We start from the raw sequence: 20,931 nt of genomic DNA, 5'->3' as shown, positions 1-20,931 counted from the left end.
TGCGCGACGGCCCGCCGGATGAGGCGGGCCGTCGATGATTGATCACTCGGCAGCGTCGGCGATTTCGGGTGCGGTATCTTCAGCCGGGACCGCTTGCGGTCCGGCCGCACTCTTCCGCCCGAAGATCTTCATGATGAACACGAAGAAGATCGGGACGAAGACGATCGCCAGCACCGTTGCCGAGATCATGCCGCCCATGACGCCGGTGCCGATGGCGCGCTGGCTGCCGGAGCTTGCTCCCGTCGCGATCGCCAGCGGCAGAACGCCGAGGGTGAAGGCGAGCGAGGTCATCAGGATCGGCCGGAAGCGCAAGTGCGCCGCCTCGAGCGTTGCGTCGATCAGCGACTTGCCCTGATCACGCAGCTCCTTGGCGAACTCGATGATCAGGATGGCGTTCTTCGCCGAGAGGCCGATGATCGCGATCAGGCCGACCTTGAAGTACACATCGTTCGGCATGTCCCGCATCATGACCGCGAGCACGGCGCCGATGACACCGAGCGGCACGACCATGATCACCGAGACGGGAATGGACCAGCTCTCATAGAGCGCCGCCAGGCACAGGAAGACGAGCAGGCAGGAGAGCGCAATCAGGAGCGGCGCCTGCGAGCCCGACTGAATTTCCTGCAGCGATTGACCGGTCCACTCGTAACCGAAGCCCGCCGGAAGTTGGGCTGCCAATCGTTCCATTTCGGCAATCGCATCGCCGGAGGAGTAGCCGGGAGCGGCTTCGCCGCTGATGCGGACCGCCGGATAGCCGTTGTAGCCCACCGTCTGGGTCGGAGCCTTGATCCACTCGACGCTTGCAAAGGCAGAGAGCGGAACCATGCCGCCGTTCGAGTTGCGAACGTTGAGGTTCAGCAGATCCGCAGTCTGCATGCGCTTCGTCTCGTCCGCTTGCACCGTCACGCGCTGCATGCGGCCGGCATTCGGGAAGTCGTTGACGTAGGACGAGCCGAGATTGGTCGAGATCGTCGAGTTGATATCGGCAAAGGTCACGCCGAACGTGTTGGCCTTCTCGCGATCGATGTTGACGGTCACCTGCGCCGCGTCGGGCATGCCTTCGAAACGGACGCCGGTCAGTACCTTGCTCTGGGAGGCAAGGCCGAGCAACTGGTCGCGTGCCTTGGCAAGAGCTGCTTCGCCGAGCCCGCCGCGATCCTGCAAGCGGAAGGAGAAGCCGCCGGTCGTGCCGAGGCCCTGGATCGCCGGCGGCGACAGAGCGAAGCTGATCGCGTCCTTGATCTGGCTCATGGCCATCGTCGCACGGCCGGCGATCGACTGCGCTGCGTTGTTCGCGTCACGCTCGCTCCAGTCCTTGAGCGTCACGAAGGCAAGGCCCGCATTCTGCCCGGTGCCGAAGAAGGAGAAACCGTTGATCGCAACGATCGTGTCGACAGCCTGCTCCTGGCCGAAGATCTTCTCCGCCTGCTCGATGGCCTCGGTCGTGCGGTTTCCGGTCGCTTCCGAAGGCAATTGCATCATGACGATGACAAAGCCCTGGTCCTCGTCCGGAAGGAAGGACGAGGGCAGCTGCAGGAAGGCCCAGCCAAGTCCCGCGAGCAGCGCCAGGTAGATGACCATGAAGCGGCCGGTGCGGTGGACCACGCCTCTGACGAGGCGGGTATAGCCATGGGACGTCCGGTCGAAACCCCGGTTGAACCAGCCGAAGAAGCCGCGCTTGGCGTGATGATGACCCTTCGGAACCTGCTTGAGAAAGCTCGCGCAGAGCGCGGGCGTCAGCGAGAGGGCGAGCAGCGCCGAGAACAGGATCGAGACGACCATGGTCAGGCTGAACTGGCGGTAGATCACACCGACGGCGCCCGGGAAGAAGGCCATCGGGATGAACACGGAAGCGAGCACCAGTGTAATGCCGATCACCGCGCCGGTGATCTGCTTCATCGCCTTGCGGGTGGCATCCTTCGGTGTCAATCCCTCTTCCGACATGATGCGCTCGACGTTCTCGACGACGATGATCGCGTCGTCGACGAGGATGCCGATCGCCAGCACCATGCCGAACATTGTCAAGACGTTGATCGAGAAGCCCATCGCCAGCATGACCGCGCAGGTGCCGAGAAGGGCAACCGGCACGACGATCGTCGGGATGATGGTGTAGCGGACGTTCTGGAGGAACAGGAACATCACCAGGAAGACGAGGCCGACGGCCTCGACAAGGGTATGCAGCACCTTCTCGATCGACACTGCGACGAAGGGCGACGTGTCGTAGGGGATGGAATATTCCAGCCCCGGCGGGAAGAATTCCGCGAGTTCGTCCATGCGCGCCTTGATCGCGGCCGAGGTCGACATCGCGTTGCCGCTCGGCGAGAGCTGCACGGCGATGGCCGCCGAGGGCTTGCCGTTGAGGCGCGTCGTGAACGAGTAGCTCTCGCCGCCGATCTCGAGGCGCGCGACGTCGCGCAACCGTACGGCCGAGCCGTCGGCATTGGCGCGTAGCACGATGGCGCCGAATTCCTCGGGTGTCGAAAGCTGACCCTTGATGATGACCGGAGCGGCGATCTGCTGCGTGATCGGGTTCGGCTGGGCGCCGATCGAGCCCGAAGCGATCTGGGCGTTTTGTGCCTGGATCGCCGCCGTCACGTCGGCCGCCGTCAGATTGAGGCCGAGCATCTTGGCCGGATCAAGCCAGACGCGCATCGACCGCTCGGTCGCAAACAGCTGCGCCCGGCCGACGCCAGGCACGCGCTGGATCTCGCTCAGCACGTTGCGGCTCAAATAGTCGCCGAGGCCCGTCGCGTCCAACGACCCGTCGGTCGAGGTAAGCGAGATGATCAGGAGGAAGCCGGAGCCAGCCTCGTCCACCTGCACGCCCTGCTGCCTGACCGATTCGGGCAGGCGCGGCTCGACGCGCTGTACGCGATTCTGGATGTCCACCGAGGCCTGGCTTGGATCGGTGCCCGGTGCGAAAGTTGCGTTGATTTCGGCCGAGCCGGAAGAACTCGTCGTCGACTCGAAATAAAGCAGGCCTTCGACGCCGTTCAGTTCATCCTCGATCAGACGCGTGACGCTCTGATAGGTGTCCTGCGAGGAGGCGCCGGGGTAGCTCGTGTTGATCGAGATTTGCGGTGGCGCCACGTCCGGATATTGCGAAACCGGCAGGAGCGGAATCGCAATGATGCCGGCGAGCATGATGAAGATCGCCACCACCCAGGCAAAAATCGGCCTGTCGATAAAGAAACTGGGCATGTTCAAGCTCTCACTTCACTTCGGTGGCGGGCTTTTCGCCGGCGGCTGCCGAAGCGCTGGCCTGTTCGGCCGGAGGCTTGGCGTTCGGGTCCCAGGCGGACGGCTGCACAGGCGCGCCCGGGCCGACCTTCTGGAAGCCCTCGACGATCACCTTTTCGCCGGCCTTGAGACCGGAGGTCACCTGCCAGCGCTCGCCGACGGTCCGTCCAAGCGTGACGTTGCGGAATTCGACCTTGTTGTCGGCGTTTACGACGTAGACTTGGGACTGGCCGGCATTGTTGCGCTGGACAGCCTGCTGCGGCACGGTGATCGCATCCTTCTCCAATCCCTGCTGGATCTGCACGCGCACATACATGCCCGGCAGCAGATCGTTGTTCGGATTGGGGAACTCGCCGCGCAGCGTCACCTGACCGGTGGTTGCGTCCACGGCCGCTTCGGAGAAGAGCAGCTTGCCCTTCAGCGCATAAGGCGTTCCGTCATCAAGGATGAGTTGGACTTGGGCTTCGTTGTCGGAGCTCATCATCTGACCGTCCTTGAGCGCTTTGCGCAGGCGGATGAGGTCAGTCGCCGATTGGGTGAAGTCGGCATAGATCGGGTCGAGCTGCTGGATCGTCGCGAGGTTCTGCGTGTCGGTCGCGCTGACCAGAGCGCCCTCGGTGATGAGCGCCCGGCCGATCCGGCCGCCGATCGGCGCCGTGACATTCGCATACTGCAGATTGAGCTTCGCCTCGGCGAGACCGGCCTCGGCGATGCCGACATCGGCCTCTGCCTGGGCGACCGCCGCGATCGCATCGTCGAACTGTTGAATTGCCGTGAACTGCGCGTCCTTCAGCCGAGACTGCCGATCGGCGGTCCGCTTGGCTTGGTCGAGCACCGCATGCGCCCGCTTGAGCGTGGCCTCGGCGCTATCGACCTTCACCTGGAACGGGGCCGGGTCGATCCGATAGAGCACATCGCCTTCCTTGACGATGGTGCCCTGCTGGAACACGCGCTCGACGACGATGCCGGAAACCCGCGGCCGAACCTCGGCGATGCGCGTCGCGGTAATGCGGCCCGGCAGTTCATTGGTGATCGGCAAAGCTTCCGCGGCCGTCGTGTAAACGGCCACGGCCGAGGGTGGGAATGCCTGGGCGGCCTGTTGTTCTTCGTTCTTCTGGCAGCCGGCGAGAAAAATCACGGTTGCCAGGGTCGCGGCCAGTGTCGGTCGTGTCATGCGCATCGCAATGTCCATAATCAAAGGACCGCCCGCAGCCGTTGCACCTTGCAGTGTTGCGCGGTCCGAAAGTGAGATGAAGCGGATCCGGTATCGGCGTGGGAACATACCGGAAATCTAATATACAGACACAAATGTATGTTAATTTCTCCCGCAGTGCAACAGGATTCCGATGCCGCACCGGACGGGCAAAAAAGTGAAGAGCCGCAACGCCTTAGGCATTGCGGCTCGTCACAATCACGCAGCCGTGATCCCTGTCGAAGGGCATGTCGAGACCGGTGTCTCCCACGAATCCGCCTGCCGGCACCGTCTCCCCGGAGAGGCTAGGGTGAGGGCCAATTCTCCGCGCGTGCGCCGATTTTGCAGGGCCGCGCCCGCCAGTATCACTGACCGGAATTGATCACGCGATCGTCCGCGTCGAAACGGTGCATGCCGCCGATGATCGGCGTTGCATAGACGATGTCGTCCTCGGCATAGCGATGTTCGCCGAACAATCGCACGGTGATCATGCCGACCGCTTCCGAATCCAGATAGACGATCGTGTCGGCGCCGAGATGTTCGACATGGATGACCTTGCCCTTCCAGTCGCCGCTCTCGCGGGAAAGCCCGATATGCTCGGGCCGGATCCCGATCGTCTTGGCTTGCGCATCGCCGAGCCGCTCGCCTTCGATGAAATTCATCTGCGGCGAACCGATGAAGCCTGCGACGAAGAGGTTGGCCGGGCGATTGTAGAGTTCCATCGGCGAACCGACCTGCTCGACCTGGCCGGCATTCAGAACGACGATCTTGTCGGCAAGCGTCATCGCCTCGACCTGGTCATGGGTGACATAAATCATCGTCGCCTTGAGGCTGCGGTGCAGCCGGGCGATCTCCAGCCGCGTATTGACGCGGAGCGCCGCATCCAGATTCGAGAGCGGCTCGTCGAAGAGGAACAGCTTTGGCTCGCGAACGATCGCACGGCCGATGGCGACACGTTGGCGCTGGCCGCCGGAAAGCTCGGCCGGACGACGCGCGAGATAAGGCTCGAGCGACAGCATCCCGGCCGCCTTGGCGACCTTCTCGTCGATTTCTTTCTTCTGTACGCCCGCCTGTTTGAGGCCAAGCCCCATATTGTCCTTGACCGTCAGATGCGGATAGAGCGCGTAGGACTGGAATACCATGGCGATGCCGCGCTTGGCCGGAGCGACGTGGCCAACCTCCGCGCCGTCGATCTGCACGCTGCCGGAGGTGGCATCCTCGAGACCGGCAATCGTGCGCAACAGCGTCGATTTTCCGCAGCCGGAGGGGCCGACGAAAATGACGAACTCGCCGTCCTTAACCTCGAGGTCGATGCCTTTCAGCACTTCATGGCCGGCGAAGGCCTTGCGGATGGATTTGAGCTGCAGTGATCCCACGTCTTGCCCCTCTTGGTTAAAGCTTGACCGGCATGCCGGTGCGCACGCTTTCGTCCGCTGCCAGGCAGATGCGCAGAGATTGCACGGCGTCGTCCATGTGGCGGTCGAGATTGATGTTTTCGCTGATGGCCTTGAGCACGAAGGCCTGCTCGCGGTCGCAGAGTTCCTGATGTCCCGGTTCCCCTTCCATCGTCAGGTCCTCGTCGGACTTGAGGAAGCGGCCGTTCGGGCCGGTCGCGGCGTTGTGCACGCGAATGACGGCGGTCTTGGTATGCACGTCGATGTCATCGGATTTCGCGTTCTGGTCCATCACGATTGACACCGACCCGTTCGGCGAGATCACGTCCTTCACGAAGAAGGCAGTCTCCGAGATCATCGGTCCCCAACCGGCTTCGTACCAGCCGACCGACTTGTCGTCGAAGATCACCTGCAGGTGCCCGTAGTTGTACATGTCCGGGGCCACCTCGTCGGAGAGGCGCAGGCCCATGCCGCGGACCTCGACCGGCCTGGCGTCGGTGATCTGGCACATGACGTCGACATAATGCACGCCGCAGTCGACGATCGGCGGCGTCGTCTGCATCAGCGACTTGTGCGTCGCCCAGGTCGGACCGCTGGACTGCTGGTTCAAGTTCATGCGGAAGACGTAAGGACCGCCCAGTTTCCGCGCCTCGGCGATCAGCCGCATCCAGGACGGATGGTGACGCAGGATGTAGCCGATTACCAGCTTGCGGCCATTGGCGCGAGCGCAGGCGACGACCCGCTCGGCATCGGCGACGGTCGTTGCAAGCGGCTTTTCAACGAAGACATGCGCACCGGCTTCCATGGCCATGACGGCATAATCCGCATGGCTGTCGGAATAGGTGTTGATCGAGCAGAGCTCCGGCTTGAGCTCGGCGAGCGCCTCCGGAAAGGACGGCAGGATCTCGTAGCCCGCAAGCGCGTCGGGCAAAGCGACCTTCGAGCGGTTGACCAGAGCGGCGATCTCGAAGCCGGGGTTTTGGTGATAGGCGAGCGCGTGGCTGCGCCCCATATTGCCGAGGCCTGCGCAAAGAACGCGGACCGGGTTGACGGTTGAACTCACTTGACTGCTCCTGCCGTGATGCCGCGGATCAGTTGCCGCGAGAAGATGACGTAGAGGACAAGAACCGGGAAGATCGCCAGCGACAGGGCGGAAAGGACCGCGTTCCAGTTGGTGACGAACTGCCCAATGAAGATCTGCGAGCCGAGCGTCACGGTCTTGGTCGCTTCCGCCGGCGCCAGGATCAGCGGGAACCAGAGGTCGTTCCAGATCGGGATCATGGTGAAGACGGCAACGGTCGCCATCGCCGGGCGCACCAGCGGCAGCACCAGCCGGAAGAAGATCGCGTATTCCGAGAGCCCGTCGATGCGTCCGGCATTCTTCAGGTCATCCGATACGGTGCGCATGAATTCGGAAAGAATGAAGACGGCGAGCGGCAGGCCCTGCGCCGTGTAGACCAGGATCAGTGCCGTCAGCGTGTTGACGAGGCCGGTTGCGACCATGCCCTGCAGAATGGCGACGGTGCCGAGGCGGATCGGGATCATGATGCCGAGCGCCAGGTAGAGGCCCATCAAGGCATTGCCACGGAAGCGGTATTCGGAGAGCGCGAAGGCGGCCATGGCGCCGAAGAGCAGGACGAGCGCGATCGAGACGACCGTGACGATCGTGCTGTTCTGGAAATAGCCGACGAAGTCGCCCTGCTTCAGCACGGTCTGGTAGCCGATGAGGCTGAAGGTTTCGGGCGTCGGCAGCGCCAGCGGCTCGCGAAAGATTGCGTTGCGGCTCTTGAACGAGTTGACGATCGTCAGGAACACCGGGAACAGCGCGACAAGCGTGTAGGCGATCAGCGCGATATGGACGCCGGCAGTCCGGCCAAGAGAGGCGCGTGCTTTCGACATTTCGGGTCCTCCCTTAGAACTGGTAGCGGCGCATGCGGCGCTGGATGACGAAGAGATAGAGCGAGACGCCGGCGAGGATGATCAGGAACATGATCGCGGCGATTGTCGCGCCCATCGACCGGTCGCCGAGCTGCAGCTGGAAACCGAAGAAGGTTCGGTAGAGCAGGGTGCCGAGAATGTCGGTCGAGCCGTCTGGGCCGGCAAGCGCCCCCTGGACCGTGTAGATCAGGTCGAAGGCGTTGAAGTTGCCGACGAAGGTCAGGATCGAGACGATGCCGATCGCAGGCAGGATCAAGGGCAGCTTGATCTTCCAGAACTGGCTCCAGCCGGTGATGCCGTCGAGTTCCGCCGCCTCGATCACCTCGTCGGGAATGTTGAGCAGGGCGGCGTAGATCAGCATCATCGGGATGCCGATATATTGCCAGACGGAGATCAGCGAGACCGCGATCAGCGCGGTGTCCGGCTTGCCGAGCCAGGGCGCGAACAGCCATTTCAGGCCGACGGTATCGAGGAGGAAAGGGGCAACCCCCCAGATCGGCGACAGGATCAGCTTCCAGATGAAGCCGACGATCACGAAGGATAAGAGCGTCGGCAGGAAGATGGCCGTGCGATAGAAGGCGCTGAAGCGCAGCTTCGGGATCGACAGCATGGCGGCGAGCGCAATGCCGATCGGGTTCTGCACCACCATGTGGATCAGGAAGAAGACGAAATTGTTCTTGAGCGCATTCCAGAAATCAGCCGCCCAGCGCGGGTCGCCGAAAAGCACCTTGAAATTGCCGAGGCCCACGAAGGTGTACTGACCCTCGACTGTGTTGAAGAAGGACTGCCTGAGCGTCTCGATCAGCGGCAGGATCATCACCGCGGTATAGACGATCAGCGCGGGCAGCAGGAATACGAGGATGTGCCAGCGCCGGGGACGCTTGATCTCGCTGATGTCCATCGTTTTGGTGTCGCTTGCGTTCATCGGCCTCTGGCCCGCTCTCAAATTGGCTGGCCATTATTGGCACAGCTCCGATTTCGTCCGAAATGCAGCGCTCCCGCATGACGCGCCAAGACGTCCCGGTCCCTTGATTCAGGCTATCCCTTCACGTTCGGCGATCTTGCCCGAACGCGGGATTTCCCGGTCATTGATCGGTTCGCCCTAGCGCCCCTCCAGTGGAGCTTGGCGCGTGCCCAGCCGGGCCAGGCATGAGGGTGCGGCGCAGGCGAAGCACCACCGTGACCATGGGAAAATGCCGGCTAAGCCAGGCGCCCGGGTCCCTTCACGTCCGGCTTCGCACCGGACATCCAAACACAAATGCGGCGTCGTTCACAGCGCACGACTGAAATTTCGTGCGAGAAGAAAGGGCGCGCGAGCCACGCGGGGACCACGCGCCTTTCCAAGGTTTATTTGGCCGGTTTGAACCAGCTGTCGAGGCCTTCCTGAAGCTTCTTGGCAGCGTCTTCTGGCGTCTTCGTGCCGTTGATGACGTTGGCCGATTCGACCCAGGTCTCGTTCTCGAGGTTCGGCGTGCCGCGCGACAGGATCTGGTAGGTCGAGCGGATCGTCGGCTTGCACTTCTCACGCCAGGAGACGAACTCTTGCGCCAGCGGATCGGACATCTTCACCGGCTTTGAGTTCAGGCTGAAGAAGCCGGGAAGCGCGTTGGCATAGATCTCCGCGAACTCCGGCGAAGCGACCCAGGTGAGGAAGGTCTTGGCGGCTTCGGCATTCGGGCTCTTGGCATTGAGGCCGATGCCGATGTCGGTGTGGTCGGAGATGTAGCAGGTGTCGCCCGCCTTCTTCACCGGCGGCGGGAAGGCGCCCATCTTGAACTGCGCCTGGGTGTTGAAGCCGGAGATTTCCCACGAGCCCGCCGGATAGATCGCGGCGCGGCCGAGCGTGAAGAGGTTCTGGCTGTCCGGATAGGTCTGGGCCTCGAAGCCGTCGCCCAGATAGTCCTTCCACTTTGCGAGCACGCGGTAAGGTTCGACCCAGGGCTCGTCCGTCAGCTTCTGTTCGCCCTTGATCAGCGCCAGGCGGCCTTCCTCGCCCTTCCAGTAGTTCGGGCCGATGTTCTGGTAGCCCATGGTTGCGGCCTCCCAGAGATCCTTTGTGCCCATCGCCATCGGGATGTAGTTGCCGTCCGCCTTGATCTTTTCGAGGACGGCAAAGAACTCTTCTTCGGTCGTCGGGACGGAGAGGCCGAGCTGGTCGAAGGCGTCCTTGTTGTAGATGAAGCCGTGGATGACCGAAGCCATCGGCACGCAGAAGGTTGTCTTGCCGTCATCAGTCGTCCAGGCGGCTTTGGCGACATCGGAGAAGTTTTCCATGCCGGGCAGGTCGGTGAGATCGGCGAGGTGCTTCCTGTTGTAGACTTCGAGCGAAGGGTCGAACGGGCGGCAGGTGATGAGGTCGCCGGCGGATCCGGCGTCGAGCTTGGCGTTGAGGGCGGCGTTGTATTCGGTCGGGGCGGATGGTGAGAAGACGACCTTGATGCCCGGGTTCTTCGCCTCGAAGGCGGGGATCAGCTTTTCCTGCCAGATGGCCAGATCATCGTTGCGCCAGCTCTCGATCGTCAGCGTCACGTCCTGGGCCTGGGCAAACCCGGCCGAGCCGAGGATGCTCGACGCGAGCAGCAAGCCTTTCATTGTTGTGCGGGTCATGCATGTTCTCCCTTTTATAAGCGCCGCCAAGGCGCGGTTTGGATCCCAGTTTTATCAGCGCGAGACGGTTTCGATCGCCCGGCGCAAGTTCTGATTGGCGTTGTTGAGCGCAGTTTCGGCGGCGGCAACATCGTTAGCCCCGGAAGCGAGCAGGATCGCGACCTTGACAGAGCCTGAGGCCGCCTTGATCAGCCGGCCAGCCTCGGCAGCACTGACGCCAGTGATCTCGCAGACGATGCGCATCGCGCGCCCTTGCAGCTTGATGTTGTCGGCGCGCAGATTGACCATGTGGCCATCGAGCACATGGCCGAGATGGATGCCGACCAGTGTCGAAAACATGTTGAAGGCGATCTTCTGCGCCGTGCCCGCGCCCATGCGCGTCGATCCGGATACGACCTCCGGGGGTGTCTGCAGCAGAATAGAAACATCGGCGCCCTTGAAAAGGGGAGCGCCAGCATTGTTGGCAATGGCGATGACCTTTGCGCCGCGCTTCTTCGCCTCGTCGGCGGCGGCGAGCGCATAGGGGGTCGAGCCGCTGGCGGAGACAGAGATGAGGCAGTCGCCGGCCGCGATTCCGGCATTGCGCACATCGGAGCGCGCAAGATCCATGTCGTCTTCATAGCCACCGGCGAGATCGGCGAGGCTTGCCGCACCGCCGGCGAGAAGAATGACGATCTGCTCCTGCGGAATGCCGTAGGTACCGGGCAGTTCGAGAGCGTCCGCCATGGCCATCAGGCCAGAGCTTCCGGCACCCGCATAGGCGAGCCGCCCGCCGGCGGAAAGGACTTGCGCTGCAAGCGCTGCCGCCGCCGAGATCTGCTCGATCGCCGTGTCAACTGATTTCGCCGCCGCCTGTTGTCCGGAGGCAAGCAAGCGAAGCGCGAGTGCCGGATGCATCACATCCAGGCCCTTGGCATTATTGTGGCGCTCTTCGGTCTTTGCTGACGGCATCCGCTGTGTCTCCTCTCCGTGAATTAATGCCAAAAAAATACCAATTGTCTAGGAGAATTTTAATTTTTGTGACTTGAAGCGGTGAGCGCTGAAAATATGCGCGGAAAAACAATGATTTATTTCAAATGTTAGGTGCTGCGGAGAAATCCCGCTTGGTTATTGGTCTTTTTTTGGTATCTTACCTGACGGAGGTGCCCATGACGTCTTATCTGATCGGAATTGATGGCGGCGGAACGAGTTGCCGGGCGGCCGTGGCCGCGCCGGACGGTCGAATTCTCGGCCGCGGAAAGGCTGGCGCCGCAAACATCCTGACCGATCCGGAGACGGCACTCGGGAATATAGCAGATGCCTCGCGAGCCGCCTTTGAAGATGCCGGACTCGACCCGGCCGGGATCACCGCGGCCAGCGCGGTCGTCGGCGTTGCGGGCCACAATGTCGGCGATGCCGTGCATTACGTGAAGCGGCGCCTTCCTTTCGCGGCGGCAGAGATCGAGTCCGATGGACTGATCGCGCTCCAGGGCGCGCTCGGCGACAAGGACGGCGCAGTCGCCATTCTCGGAACGGGCACCATCTATATCGCGCGCCACGGCGAGACCGTGAGCTATATCGGCGGCTGGGGCTTCACGATCGGCGACCATGGCAGCGGTGCGCGCATCGGCCATGCGCTGCTGCAGGAAAGCCTGCTCGCTTTCGATGGTATCCATGAGGGCTCGCCAGTAACCGATTCCGTCATGGCTGAATTCAACCACGACCCGAGGGATGTCGTCGACTTTGCGCGGCTGGCCAAGCCCGGTGAATTCGGACGCTACGCCCCGCGCGTCTTCGAACACGCCGGAAACGGCGATGCCGTGGCATTGCGCTTGCTGAAGGCTGCTGCGACCACGGTCGACGAGGCGCTCGACGTGGTTGTATCGAGAGGAAGCGAGCGGCTCTGTCTGCTTGGTGGCCTGGCACCACTTTATCGCCCGTGGCTCGCCGAGCGCCACCAGAAGCATTTTGTCGAAGCGGAGGCGGACGCCTTGACCGGAGCGGTGGCGCTCGCTGCCCAACGCTTCGGTTCCAAGCCGGAGGTTGGCGCATGACCCAGCAGCTTGCCGCCATCCTGCCGCTGGAAGGCCTGCAGTCGGGCGGGGCGGGCCCGCTCTATCTGAAACTCAGGCAGTCGCTCGAGGAAGCGATCCTCTCGGGCAAGCTCAATCATGGTGATGCGCTGCCGCCGGAGAGGGATCTCGCGGACTATGCCAACATCAGCCGGGTGACCGTGCGCAAGGCGGTCGATGACCTTGTGCGCGATGGCCTGCTCGTGCGCCGCCATGGCTCCGGTACCTTCGTCGTCAGGCCCGTCTCGCGCGTCGAGCAGTCGCTTTCGAGGCTGACGTCCTTTACCGAGGACATGGCCCGGCGCGGTCTGAACACGCGGGCGGAGTGGCTGGAGCGGGGACTGTTCCATCCGTCGCCCGACGAAATGATGACGCTTGGACTTCCTGCCGATGCCCTGGTGGCGCGTCTCGGCCGCCTGCGTATTGCCGACGGCATGCCGCTCGCGATCGAGCGCGCCAGCATCTCGACCGAGTTCCTGCCGGATCCGCTGGCGGTGACTTCGTCGCTCTATGCCGCCCTCGACAAGACCCGGTCCCGGCCTGTCCGGGCGGTGCAGCGCATTTCGGCCTGCAATATCAAGGATCCTGACGCGTCGATGCTGGGCGTTGCCGTCGGCGCCGCCGGCCTTTCCATCGAGCGTGTCTCCTATCTTGCGTCGGGGCGCGTCGTTGAATTCACCCGCTCGCTCTATCGGGGCGATGCCTATGATTTTGTCGCGGAACTGACGCTTTCGGAGTCCTGATCCGCCCTTGCCAGCAAATGGCCAACAAAAAGGAATGGATGATGCAAACCAACATGCGGCGAGAAATCGATGAGATCCCGGAAGCCGCTGCGCGGTTGCTGGACGGTTCGTCCGATGCCCTGAAGGCGGCGGGTGCGGCGCTCAAGTCCAAGGATCCGGCGTTCCTGGTGACGATCGCTCGCGGTTCCTCCGATCATGCGGCGCTGTTCCTCAAATATGCGATCGAGCTCACGGCTGGCCGCCCGGTCGCGTCGCTCGGACCGTCGCTCGCTTCGATCTATGGCGCCAATCTGAAGCTCGGCGGTGCGGCGGCGATCGCGATCTCCCAGTCCGGCAAGAGCCCGGACATCGTGGCGATGGCGCAATCGGCGACACGTGCCGGTGCGGTGTCGATTGCGCTCACGAACACGGTGCCCTCGCCGATCGCCGAGGCTTGCACCCATCCGCTCGATATTCTTGCCGGCCCAGAACTCGCCGTCGCCGCGACAAAGTCCTATGTTAACTCGATTGTCGCGGGCCTCGCGGTACTCGGCGAATGGACGGGAGATGCGGCGCTCAAGCGTGCAGTCGCCGATCTGCCGAACCAGTTCGCCAAGGCTGTGAAGCTCGATTGGCAGGATTTCGCCGCCGATCTTGGCGTGGCCGAATCGCTTTACGTGCTCGGCCGCGGCCCGGCGCTGGCGATCGCCAGCGAAGCGGCGCTGAAGTTCAAGGAAACGTCCGGCATGCATGCCGAAGCCTATTCCTCGGCGGAAGTGCTGCACGGTCCGGTCGCGCTGGTCGGCGCAAAATTTCCGGTGCTGGCGCTTGCCGCCCGCGACGCGGCCGAGGCCTCGGTGGCCGAAAGCGCCGATGGCATGAGCAACAAGGGCGCGGTCGTGCATGTCACTTCGGCTCGGGCTCAGAAGGCGAAACGCCTGCCCTTCGTCGAAACGGGACATCCGATCACCGATGCACTGACGTTGATCCTGCCGTTCTACGGTTTCGTCGAAGCCTGGTCGCGCTCGCGCGGCCTCAATCCGGATGCACCGGCAAGCCTCAGGAAGGTAACGGAGACACGATGACTGCGAAGAAGAAAATCACCGGCGCGCGGATCTTCGACGGCATCGACTGGCATGACGGCGCGGTCCTGATTGTAGAGGCGGGCCGGGTCAAGGCAATCGTTTCGGCGCCCGCCGCGCCGGCCGATGCCGACGCCATCGACGCGCATGGCCTGCTTCTCGTTCCGGGTTTCATCGACCTGCAGGTCAATGGCGGCGGCGGTGCACTGCTCAACGAGCAGCCGACGCTCGACGGCATTCGGCAGATTTGCGCCGCCCATGCGAAGTTCGGCACCACGGCGCTCCTGCCGACCCTCATCACGGATACCCGCGAGGTGCGGACCGCAGCCATCCAGGCCGGCCTCGAGGCGAAGAAGGCCGCCGTCGCCGGCTTCCTCGGCCTGCATCTCGAGGGGCCGCATCTGTCGATCGCGCGCAAGGGAGCCCATGACCCGTCGCTCATTCGCCCGATGGACGATGCCGACCTGGCGGAGATGCTTGGTTGTGCTCGGGCACTGGGCTGTCTGATGGTGACGGTCGCTCCGGAAAATGCCACGCGACGGCAGGTGCGCGCGCTTTGTGACGCCGGCGTCGTCGTCAGCCTGGGGCATACCGATGTCGGCTATGACACGGCTTGCAGCTACGCCAGGGCCGGCGCTCGAACGGTCACCCATCTCTTCAACGCGATGAGTGGTCTCGGCCACCGCGAACCCGGCGTCGTCGGCGCGGCGCTTGCGACGGGCACGCTGCATGCCGGTTTGATCGCCGATGGCTTCCATGTCGATCCGGCGTCGATGGGCATCGCGCTTAGGGGCAAGAAGGGTCCGGGACAGATTTTCCTGGTGACCGACGCGATGTCGCCGATCGGTACCGAGATGACCAGCTTTCACCTCAACGGCCGCGAAATTCTGCGTCAGGGCGGCCGCCTGACGCTTGCCGACGGGACGCTCGCCGGAGCAGACATCGACATGCTGTCCTCGGTCCGCTTCGTGCACGAGAAGCTCGGCCAGCCGATCGAGGAGGCGATCCGCATGGCCTCGGCCTATCCGGCCGATGTCATGGGCATCGCCTCCCATAAGGGGCGGTTGCTGCCCGGGACGGACGCCGATTTCGTGCTGCTGACGCCGGAGCTTGGCATGAGCTCCACCTGGATTGCCGGGGAGGCGGTTTTCTCCGCTTGAGCTACCGCGCGGGGTGCTGACATGGTGACACCGCCGAAGTCTCTAATTGGAACAGCTTCGCCGCTATCCTTTTGCCAGCCGTGGCTTTTCTGCCTCTGGCACGCGCCGCGATTTAAACAGGTGTAGCGTTTGTGCCTCAACGGCTCGCTTCTCGGTTAGCTGGGCGTGGGAAGGCCGTTGCCAGCGTTCAGCTTAAGCGACCCCCAGAGGTCAACAAGCCGGTATGCGGCCTCGAGAGAGGCGACTTTGGCAAGAACGGAGATACCGCTCGCCGGTAGCCTGTCATCGTGCTCGCATATGAAATAACCACGGTCATTGGGGAAATATTCAGACGCCGCTTCTTCAAAGGTCGTCTTTGAGATAGATGAAATACAAATGCTACGATGTTCATCTATCTGAGTCGAAACGAAGAAGTCGTCGTCCATGGCAGTTCCTCATATTATCTATCATCAAACTCCACGCATAACTGCTAATGAATTAGCTCGGTTTATGGTTACTGGAGATACTGGTCGGCTAGGCATAATTAAGAGGTCTCGCGAAAAGAAAGCCGCGGTAGCGATTAGATATTCAGATGTTAAAGATTCTATTGCTGCCTCCATGTGCTCTCCCGTTAACGCCAAATCTTTGCTTGCGTCTGCTTACGAAGCATTCCAACAAAAAAGCCAGGACGCTTCGTTGTCGGTTTGGACGAAGGAGGATGCTTCGAAGTCGCTCGACGTCCTTTATGCCTTCGACGGCATGAAGAACCAGTTGGCTGGTTACGACTTCGTGGTAGCTCCGCCGAAACAGCCACCACTAATAATCAGCGGCGTATCTGTAATCGTGACCTGCGATGTCATGATTCATCAGCCAGTAAAAGGCGTGGAATCCATCGGCGCAGCCCTCTTCCGTCTAACCAAACCAGATGAAGAAGAGACAGACACCGCAAAATCAAAACGTGAGCATATGGGCCGTTATGTGGCCACATTGGTAATGATGCAAGTTGGCGCCAACCTTGCGGGAAATCGTCAGCCGGTGTCAGACCTGTGCTGGTCACTCGACATACAATCCAGGGAAATCCATAGAGCGCCTAAGAACACAAAGACATTGATCGGTAACCTGGAGAGCGCCTGCACCTTTATTTCCGCCATGTGGGACAAAGTCTAGCGCCCGCTTAGGGCCTTGCCGAAAGCGCGTTCAGCCGCGCCTTCAGTGCCCTGACCGTCGCCGCATCCGTCCTGCGCCGGTCTCCCGAGACGAAGCCCATTGCCATCAGCCGCGGATCTTGAGCCGGCTCACGAACGGAGCAGGAGGAATGGACCTCCTTGATCGCGAACCGGGGCAGCAGCACATCGATCGTGTCGACGGTAATGCCGGAGCCGGGCATAATGGAGATCCTGCCCGGCGCCATTTCGATGAGGCGCGCCAGGGTTTCGACCGCCTCCAGTGCGCTTCGGGCGCCGCCTGCGGTCAGAATCCTTTCAAATCCCAGATCTTCTGCGATTACCATAGCCTCGGCGAAATCCGGAACGAGATCGAAAGCTCGATGAAGTGTCAGTCCCAGTCCTGCCGCGTGGCCGGTAAGCTTGCGGAGCATCTGCGCATCGAGTCGGCCATCCGATAGCGATGCGCCGAGGACGACGCCGGCAAGGCCGGCGTCGCGGGCCGCATCGATGTCCCGGCGCATGGCATCGAGATCGGCCGGGCCGTAGACGAAATCGCCGGGTCGGGGGCGGATCATCGCGTAGACCGGCACCGGCGGCGGGCCGGCGAGCGCCATCAACCCGCGGCTTGGTGTCAAGCCGCCGACGGCAAGGGCCGAGCAGAGTTCGATACGGTCGGCGCCGCCCTCGATTGCCGCCATCAAGCCATCCGGGTCGTCGACGCAGACTTCGAGCAGGATACCGCTCATGCGCCCCTTCCTCCAAAGCCGAGCAGGGCAGCGCCGATCAGGCCCGGCTCCAGCCGGCATTCCCCGCGCACGACCAGCGGCCGCTCGAACTGCCGGAGGATGCGGCTGCGCACGGCGCCGTCGATTTCGGCGAGCAGGGCTTCCGAGTTGGAGAGGCCGCCGCCGACCGGCACGATCGTCGCACCGGTTATGTTGATGACGAGCGCCAGGGGCGAACTGATGAGATCGACAAAAATGTCGATGGTTCGCGTCGCCTCTTCGTCGCCGTTCTGCCAGGCCTCGATGATCTCCTGGCTGGAGAGGGACTTACCGTGCACCGTCGTGTGCAGCCTTTCGAGCCCGCGCGCGCCGCCGACGGTGTCGACGCATCCGCGTTGCCCGCAACCGCAGTCGAAGATCGGTATGGAAACGGGCGGATGTCCCGCCTCCGAGGCGACGGCGGGCGCATGCCCCCATTCGCCGGCAAAGCCGCCATCGGCGTTGATCAGCTTGCCGTCGACCACCAGACCGCCGCCGACCCCGGTGCCAAGGATCGCGCCGAAGACGATCCGGTGGCCGCGCCCCGCGCCGATGCCCGCTTCGGCAAGCGCAAAGCAATCGGCGTCATTGGCGATCACCACGGGCAGGTGCAACGCGGCCTCGAGCTCGGCGGCAAGCTCCCGGCCGTCGATACAGGGAATATTGGCGCATTTGATCCGGCGGGTTTGCGGATCGATGACGCCGGTGACCGAGATCGCCACCCTTTGCGGCAGGCCGCCCGCCTCGTCGAGTACGGACTCGAGCGTTGCGACGAAGCGGCGAAAGTCGTTTAGCGGCGTGGTCCGCCGCGGCAGAGGAAATATCCGCTCCGGCGAATGGGTGATCGCGCCCTTGATCGCGGACCCGCCAATGTCGAAGCAGATGATCATGCCTCACCCCGTATGGTCGCCTCGGCAGCAAGGGCCGCGCTCAGCAGCCGGTCGTCCTGATGGTGTGGCGCGGACAGGAGGAAGCCGACAGGCATGCCGGCGGCGCCAGTGCCGCACGGGATGGAAACGCCGCAGAAATCGAGGAAATTGCCGATCAAGGTGTTGCGCAGCGTCTTCGCGTTGACCTTGAAGAAAAGATCGTCATCGGCAAGAAGCGGTGCGATCGGCGGAGCGACATGCGGCAATGTCGGATGCGCGATCAGCTCGCCAGGCCCAAGGCTTTCCACCGTTTCATGGATCAATTGATCGCGTGCATCGAGAAGGGCGATGTAATCACTGAGGGTGATCTTCTCCCCGAGCCGGGTGCGGGTGACGACGCGCGGATCGATCTTCGCCGCTTCGGGACCGGCAAGGCGCTCGCGGTGGAGGGCATAGGCTTCCGCCGTCACCAGTGCGCCATGGCGCGCCATCAGATCGAACACAGCGGCAAAGCTCGGGAAGGGCGCGCGCCTCACCCTCACGCCCGCCGCCTGCAGCCTCTTGATCGCCGCCTCGAAGGCCGCGACAACCTCCGGTTCGGCCTCGTCGAAGACGATCGTTTCCGGAATGACAAGCGACAGATCGGCAAGCCCGGCACGGCGGATCACCGGCGCCGTCAGGCTGTGCATCGCGGCATCCGCCCACACGGCGTCTTGCACCGTATGGCAGAGTGGGCCGAGCGAATCGAGGCTCTCGGCGAGCGGAAACACGCCTTTCATCGCATAGCGCCCGCGCGTCGCCTTGTAGCCGACGATGCCCGTCATCGCCGCCGGGATGCGCACCGAGCCGCCCGTGTCCGAGCCGATCGCGAGCGGTACAAGGCCGGCCGCGACAGCCGCGGCCGAACCGGAGGAGGAGCCGCCGGGGATCCGATGCACATCCGGCGATGCCGGATTGCGCGGCGTTCCATAGTGCGGATTGATGCCGAGACCGGAAAAGGCGAATTCGCTCATGTTCGTGCGGCCGACGCTGATCATGCCGGCGGCGGCGAGCGCGCCTACGACGGGCGCGTCTGCCACGGCAGGTGGATTGTCCTTGAAGACGACGGACCCCGCCGTCGTCACGCTGCCGGCAAGGTCGAAAAGATCCTTCCAGGCGACGGGCAGCCCGTCGAGCAGGCCGAGCGAGCGCCCGGCCTTGATGCGGCTTAATGCAGCTTGGGCTTCCTTGACTGCACGTTCGCGCGTCAGGCCGACGAAGATCGACTGGTCCGGATGGCTTTCGATCCGCGTCAGCGTTTCTTCTGCGAGCGTGACCGGATCGAGTTTACCCGATTGCACGAGAACGGCGAGGCTCGCGAGCGTTTTCTGATTGGTCATTTCGTCTCCCTGGCTCGCCGCGCGGCATTGCCGACGCGACGCAGCCTGCATCGATTTTAGGCATAGCATATCGTCCTCCGTCTCGTTTGCCAGCAGTTGCGGGCAATGACCTGCGCGATTTTGCCGGCGGCGAGGCGGCACGATGCGGAGCGGCTTGCTATGCAGCCGAAGATCGGCCGCTGAAACTGCTGCCTGTCTTGTTGTTTCCAGTGGACCTGCCTACATGCCGCTTGAACCACCTTGCTGTTGACGGAGAGCGGTCATGATTCTCGATGCGGCGCGGCTTGCCTTCGCCAATCTCTTCGCGCCGGAGACCCGCTCGGTCTTCTGGAAGGTCATCGGACTGACGCTGCTTGCGCTCGTCGCGCTCTGGTTCGCGGTGCGCGAGCTGTTCGTCTGGCTTGCGCTGCCATGGTTCGACACGCTGATGCCGGGCACGCCCGAATGGGCCGGCTGGCTCACATTCATCGTCGGCCTCTTCGCGAGCCTAGGCCTGGCCCTGGCGCTCGCCCTTCTGCTCGCGCCGGTCACCGCGCTCATCGCCGGCTTCTTCCTTGATGACGTTGCCGAGGTGATCGAGACGCGCGACTATCCCGATAGCGCGCTGGGCAAGCCGCTGCCACTCGTGGCGGCAATGACCGGATCGGCGAAATTCCTCGGCGTCGTCATCCTCGGCAACATCATTGCACTCCTGCTGCTGCTCGTGCCGGGGGTCAATCTTATCGCCTTCTTCCTCGTCAACGGCTATCTGCTCGGGCGGGAATATTTCGAGTTCGCCGCCATGCGTTATCGTCCGACCGCCGAGGCGCGGCTCTTTCGTGTCAAACACCGCTCGACCGTGTTTCTCGCGGGGCTCGTGCTGGCGGGCTTCCTGGCTGTGCCGCTGCTCAACCTGCTGACCCCGCTCTTTGCCGCCGCCATGATGGTGCACCTCCACAAGATGCTTTCGGCGCGCGATCCCGGCTTTTCGGCGGCTCAAATGACGACCGCTTGACAGCGCGATCGTCCACAGCGCCGCGCGTCCAATCCGACGCGCAAAGGTCGCTATAGCACTTCGAGTTGCTGCATGATTCTGTTCCGATTTAAGGAATCATGCAGTAGGACGACTTGCCGACCAACCAAACGCCAGACGCAGGAGCGATCACATGAGCGACGCAGACGACCGGATCACTCGTCTCGAGGAAATGCTGGCGCACCAGGCGAAGACCATCGAGGAGCTTTCGGACCAGCTCGCAGAGCAGTGGAAGGTGCTCGAACAAACCCGGGTGAAGCTCGACCGCTTGACGGAGCGCTTCCTGAGCCTCGAGGAGCAGACGCGCGATGCGATACCGGTGTCCCGCCCGCCGCATTACTGAGTCAGTCAAGAGATAAGAATGCGGGCGGAAGCC

19 protein-coding genes are annotated in these 20,931 nt (G+C 63.0%); 7 read left to right on the top strand and 12 right to left on the bottom strand.

Going from position 1 to position 20,931, the window contains the following annotated elements; all coding sequences use genetic code 11:
* Positions 1 to 42 precede the first annotated feature (42 nt).
* The 8 genes from PZN02_RS05350 to PZN02_RS05315 form a co-directional block, all read right to left on the bottom strand.
* Positions 43 to 3,201, bottom strand: coding sequence for an efflux RND transporter permease subunit (locus PZN02_RS05350; protein WP_280660565.1), 3,159 nt, complete (start codon positions 3,199 to 3,201; stop codon positions 43 to 45).
* 10 nt (positions 3,202 to 3,211) lie between these two features.
* Positions 3,212 to 4,420 (bottom strand): efflux RND transporter periplasmic adaptor subunit, encoded by a 1,209-nt coding sequence (locus PZN02_RS05345; protein WP_280660564.1) that lies wholly within the window; start codon positions 4,418 to 4,420, stop codon positions 3,212 to 3,214.
* A gap of 377 nt (positions 4,421 to 4,797) precedes the next feature.
* A complete protein-coding gene (locus tag PZN02_RS05340; RefSeq protein WP_280660563.1) occupies positions 4,798 to 5,808 on the bottom strand; it encodes an ABC transporter ATP-binding protein in 1,011 nt (336 codons plus the stop codon).
* A gap of 16 nt (positions 5,809 to 5,824) precedes the next feature.
* Positions 5,825 to 6,838: a Gfo/Idh/MocA family protein gene (locus PZN02_RS05335; RefSeq protein WP_425336284.1), complete on the bottom strand. Its 1,014-nt coding sequence runs from the start codon at positions 6,836 to 6,838 to the stop codon at positions 5,825 to 5,827.
* A gap of 47 nt (positions 6,839 to 6,885) precedes the next feature.
* The gene (locus PZN02_RS05330) at positions 6,886 to 7,725 is read right to left on the bottom strand and encodes a carbohydrate ABC transporter permease (protein ID WP_280660561.1); all 840 of its coding nucleotides are present in this window, start codon (positions 7,723 to 7,725) and stop codon (positions 6,886 to 6,888) included.
* A gap of 13 nt (positions 7,726 to 7,738) precedes the next feature.
* Entirely contained in the window at positions 7,739 to 8,689 is a 951-nt protein-coding gene (locus PZN02_RS05325; protein ID WP_280660560.1) for a carbohydrate ABC transporter permease, read from the bottom strand.
* A 422-nt stretch (positions 8,690 to 9,111) separates the two neighbouring features.
* Entirely contained in the window at positions 9,112 to 10,371 is a 1,260-nt protein-coding gene (locus tag PZN02_RS05320) for an ABC transporter substrate-binding protein (protein ID WP_280660559.1), read from the bottom strand.
* Between the two features lie 54 nt (positions 10,372 to 10,425).
* Positions 10,426 to 11,322, bottom strand: a complete 897-nt coding sequence (locus PZN02_RS05315) for an N-acetylmuramic acid 6-phosphate etherase (RefSeq protein ID WP_280660558.1) — start codon at positions 11,320 to 11,322, stop codon at positions 10,426 to 10,428.
* A gap of 197 nt (positions 11,323 to 11,519) precedes the next feature.
* Between PZN02_RS05315 and PZN02_RS05310 the strand changes: the two genes are divergently transcribed.
* Genes PZN02_RS05310 through nagA form a run of 4 tightly spaced genes read left to right on the top strand, consistent with a single transcriptional unit; the run spans position 11,520 to position 15,386 of the window.
* Positions 11,520 to 12,404: a glucosamine kinase nucleotide-binding domain-containing protein gene (locus PZN02_RS05310; RefSeq protein ID WP_280660557.1), complete on the top strand. Its 885-nt coding sequence runs from the start codon at positions 11,520 to 11,522 to the stop codon at positions 12,402 to 12,404.
* On the top strand, positions 12,401 to 13,165 hold the full coding sequence (locus PZN02_RS05305; protein ID WP_225105919.1) for a GntR family transcriptional regulator: 765 nt from the start codon (positions 12,401 to 12,403) through the stop codon (positions 13,163 to 13,165). The genes PZN02_RS05310 and PZN02_RS05305 overlap by 4 nt, the downstream gene beginning before the upstream one ends.
* Before the next feature lie 41 nt (positions 13,166 to 13,206).
* Positions 13,207 to 14,229 (top strand): SIS domain-containing protein, encoded by a 1,023-nt coding sequence (locus PZN02_RS05300; protein WP_280661393.1) that lies wholly within the window; start codon positions 13,207 to 13,209, stop codon positions 14,227 to 14,229.
* A complete protein-coding gene (gene nagA, locus PZN02_RS05295) occupies positions 14,226 to 15,386 on the top strand; it encodes an N-acetylglucosamine-6-phosphate deacetylase (protein ID WP_280660556.1) in 1,161 nt (386 codons plus the stop codon). Before PZN02_RS05300 ends, nagA begins: the two co-directional genes overlap by 4 nt.
* 155 nt (positions 15,387 to 15,541) lie before the next feature.
* Here the strand turns inward: nagA and PZN02_RS05290 are convergent, their stop codons facing one another.
* Positions 15,542 to 15,811: a hypothetical protein gene (locus PZN02_RS05290; protein ID WP_280660555.1), complete on the bottom strand. Its 270-nt coding sequence runs from the start codon at positions 15,809 to 15,811 to the stop codon at positions 15,542 to 15,544.
* Between PZN02_RS05290 and PZN02_RS05285 the strand changes: the two genes are divergently transcribed.
* On the top strand, positions 15,810 to 16,532 hold the full coding sequence (locus PZN02_RS05285; protein WP_280660554.1) for a hypothetical protein: 723 nt from the start codon (positions 15,810 to 15,812) through the stop codon (positions 16,530 to 16,532). The genes PZN02_RS05290 and PZN02_RS05285 overlap by 2 nt on opposite strands.
* Before the next feature lie 7 nt (positions 16,533 to 16,539).
* On the opposite strand, the gene PZN02_RS05280 is transcribed toward PZN02_RS05285, so the two are convergent.
* From PZN02_RS05280 to PZN02_RS05270, 3 genes are read right to left on the bottom strand one after another with little or no spacing between them, the layout of a single operon-like run.
* Positions 16,540 to 17,277 carry a copper homeostasis protein CutC gene (locus PZN02_RS05280; RefSeq protein WP_280660553.1) on the bottom strand — a complete coding sequence of 246 codons (738 nt, stop codon included), beginning with the start codon at positions 17,275 to 17,277 and terminating at the stop codon, positions 16,540 to 16,542.
* Positions 17,274 to 18,185, bottom strand: a complete 912-nt coding sequence (locus PZN02_RS05275) for an ROK family protein (protein ID WP_280660552.1) — start codon at positions 18,183 to 18,185, stop codon at positions 17,274 to 17,276. The genes PZN02_RS05280 and PZN02_RS05275 overlap by 4 nt, the downstream gene beginning before the upstream one ends.
* On the bottom strand, positions 18,182 to 19,543 hold the full coding sequence (locus tag PZN02_RS05270; protein ID WP_280660551.1) for an amidase: 1,362 nt from the start codon (positions 19,541 to 19,543) through the stop codon (positions 18,182 to 18,184). Before PZN02_RS05270 ends, PZN02_RS05275 begins: the two co-directional genes overlap by 4 nt.
* A gap of 262 nt (positions 19,544 to 19,805) precedes the next feature.
* On the opposite strand from PZN02_RS05270, the gene PZN02_RS05265 reads away from it, so the two are divergent.
* Positions 19,806 to 20,537 (top strand): sulfate transporter family protein, encoded by a 732-nt coding sequence (locus PZN02_RS05265; RefSeq protein WP_280660550.1) that lies wholly within the window; start codon positions 19,806 to 19,808, stop codon positions 20,535 to 20,537.
* Between the two features lie 151 nt (positions 20,538 to 20,688).
* Positions 20,689 to 20,898, top strand: a complete 210-nt coding sequence (locus PZN02_RS05260) for a SlyX family protein (RefSeq protein WP_280660549.1) — start codon at positions 20,689 to 20,691, stop codon at positions 20,896 to 20,898.
* The last annotated feature ends 33 nt before the right edge of the window (positions 20,899 to 20,931 follow it).

It is taken from the genome of Sinorhizobium garamanticum (genome assembly GCF_029892065.1).
Lineage (GTDB): Bacteria > Pseudomonadota > Alphaproteobacteria > Rhizobiales > Rhizobiaceae > Sinorhizobium > Sinorhizobium garamanticum.
The sequence above is the reverse complement of the archived record's forward strand: the minus strand, read 5'-3'. Positions and strand labels throughout refer to the sequence as shown.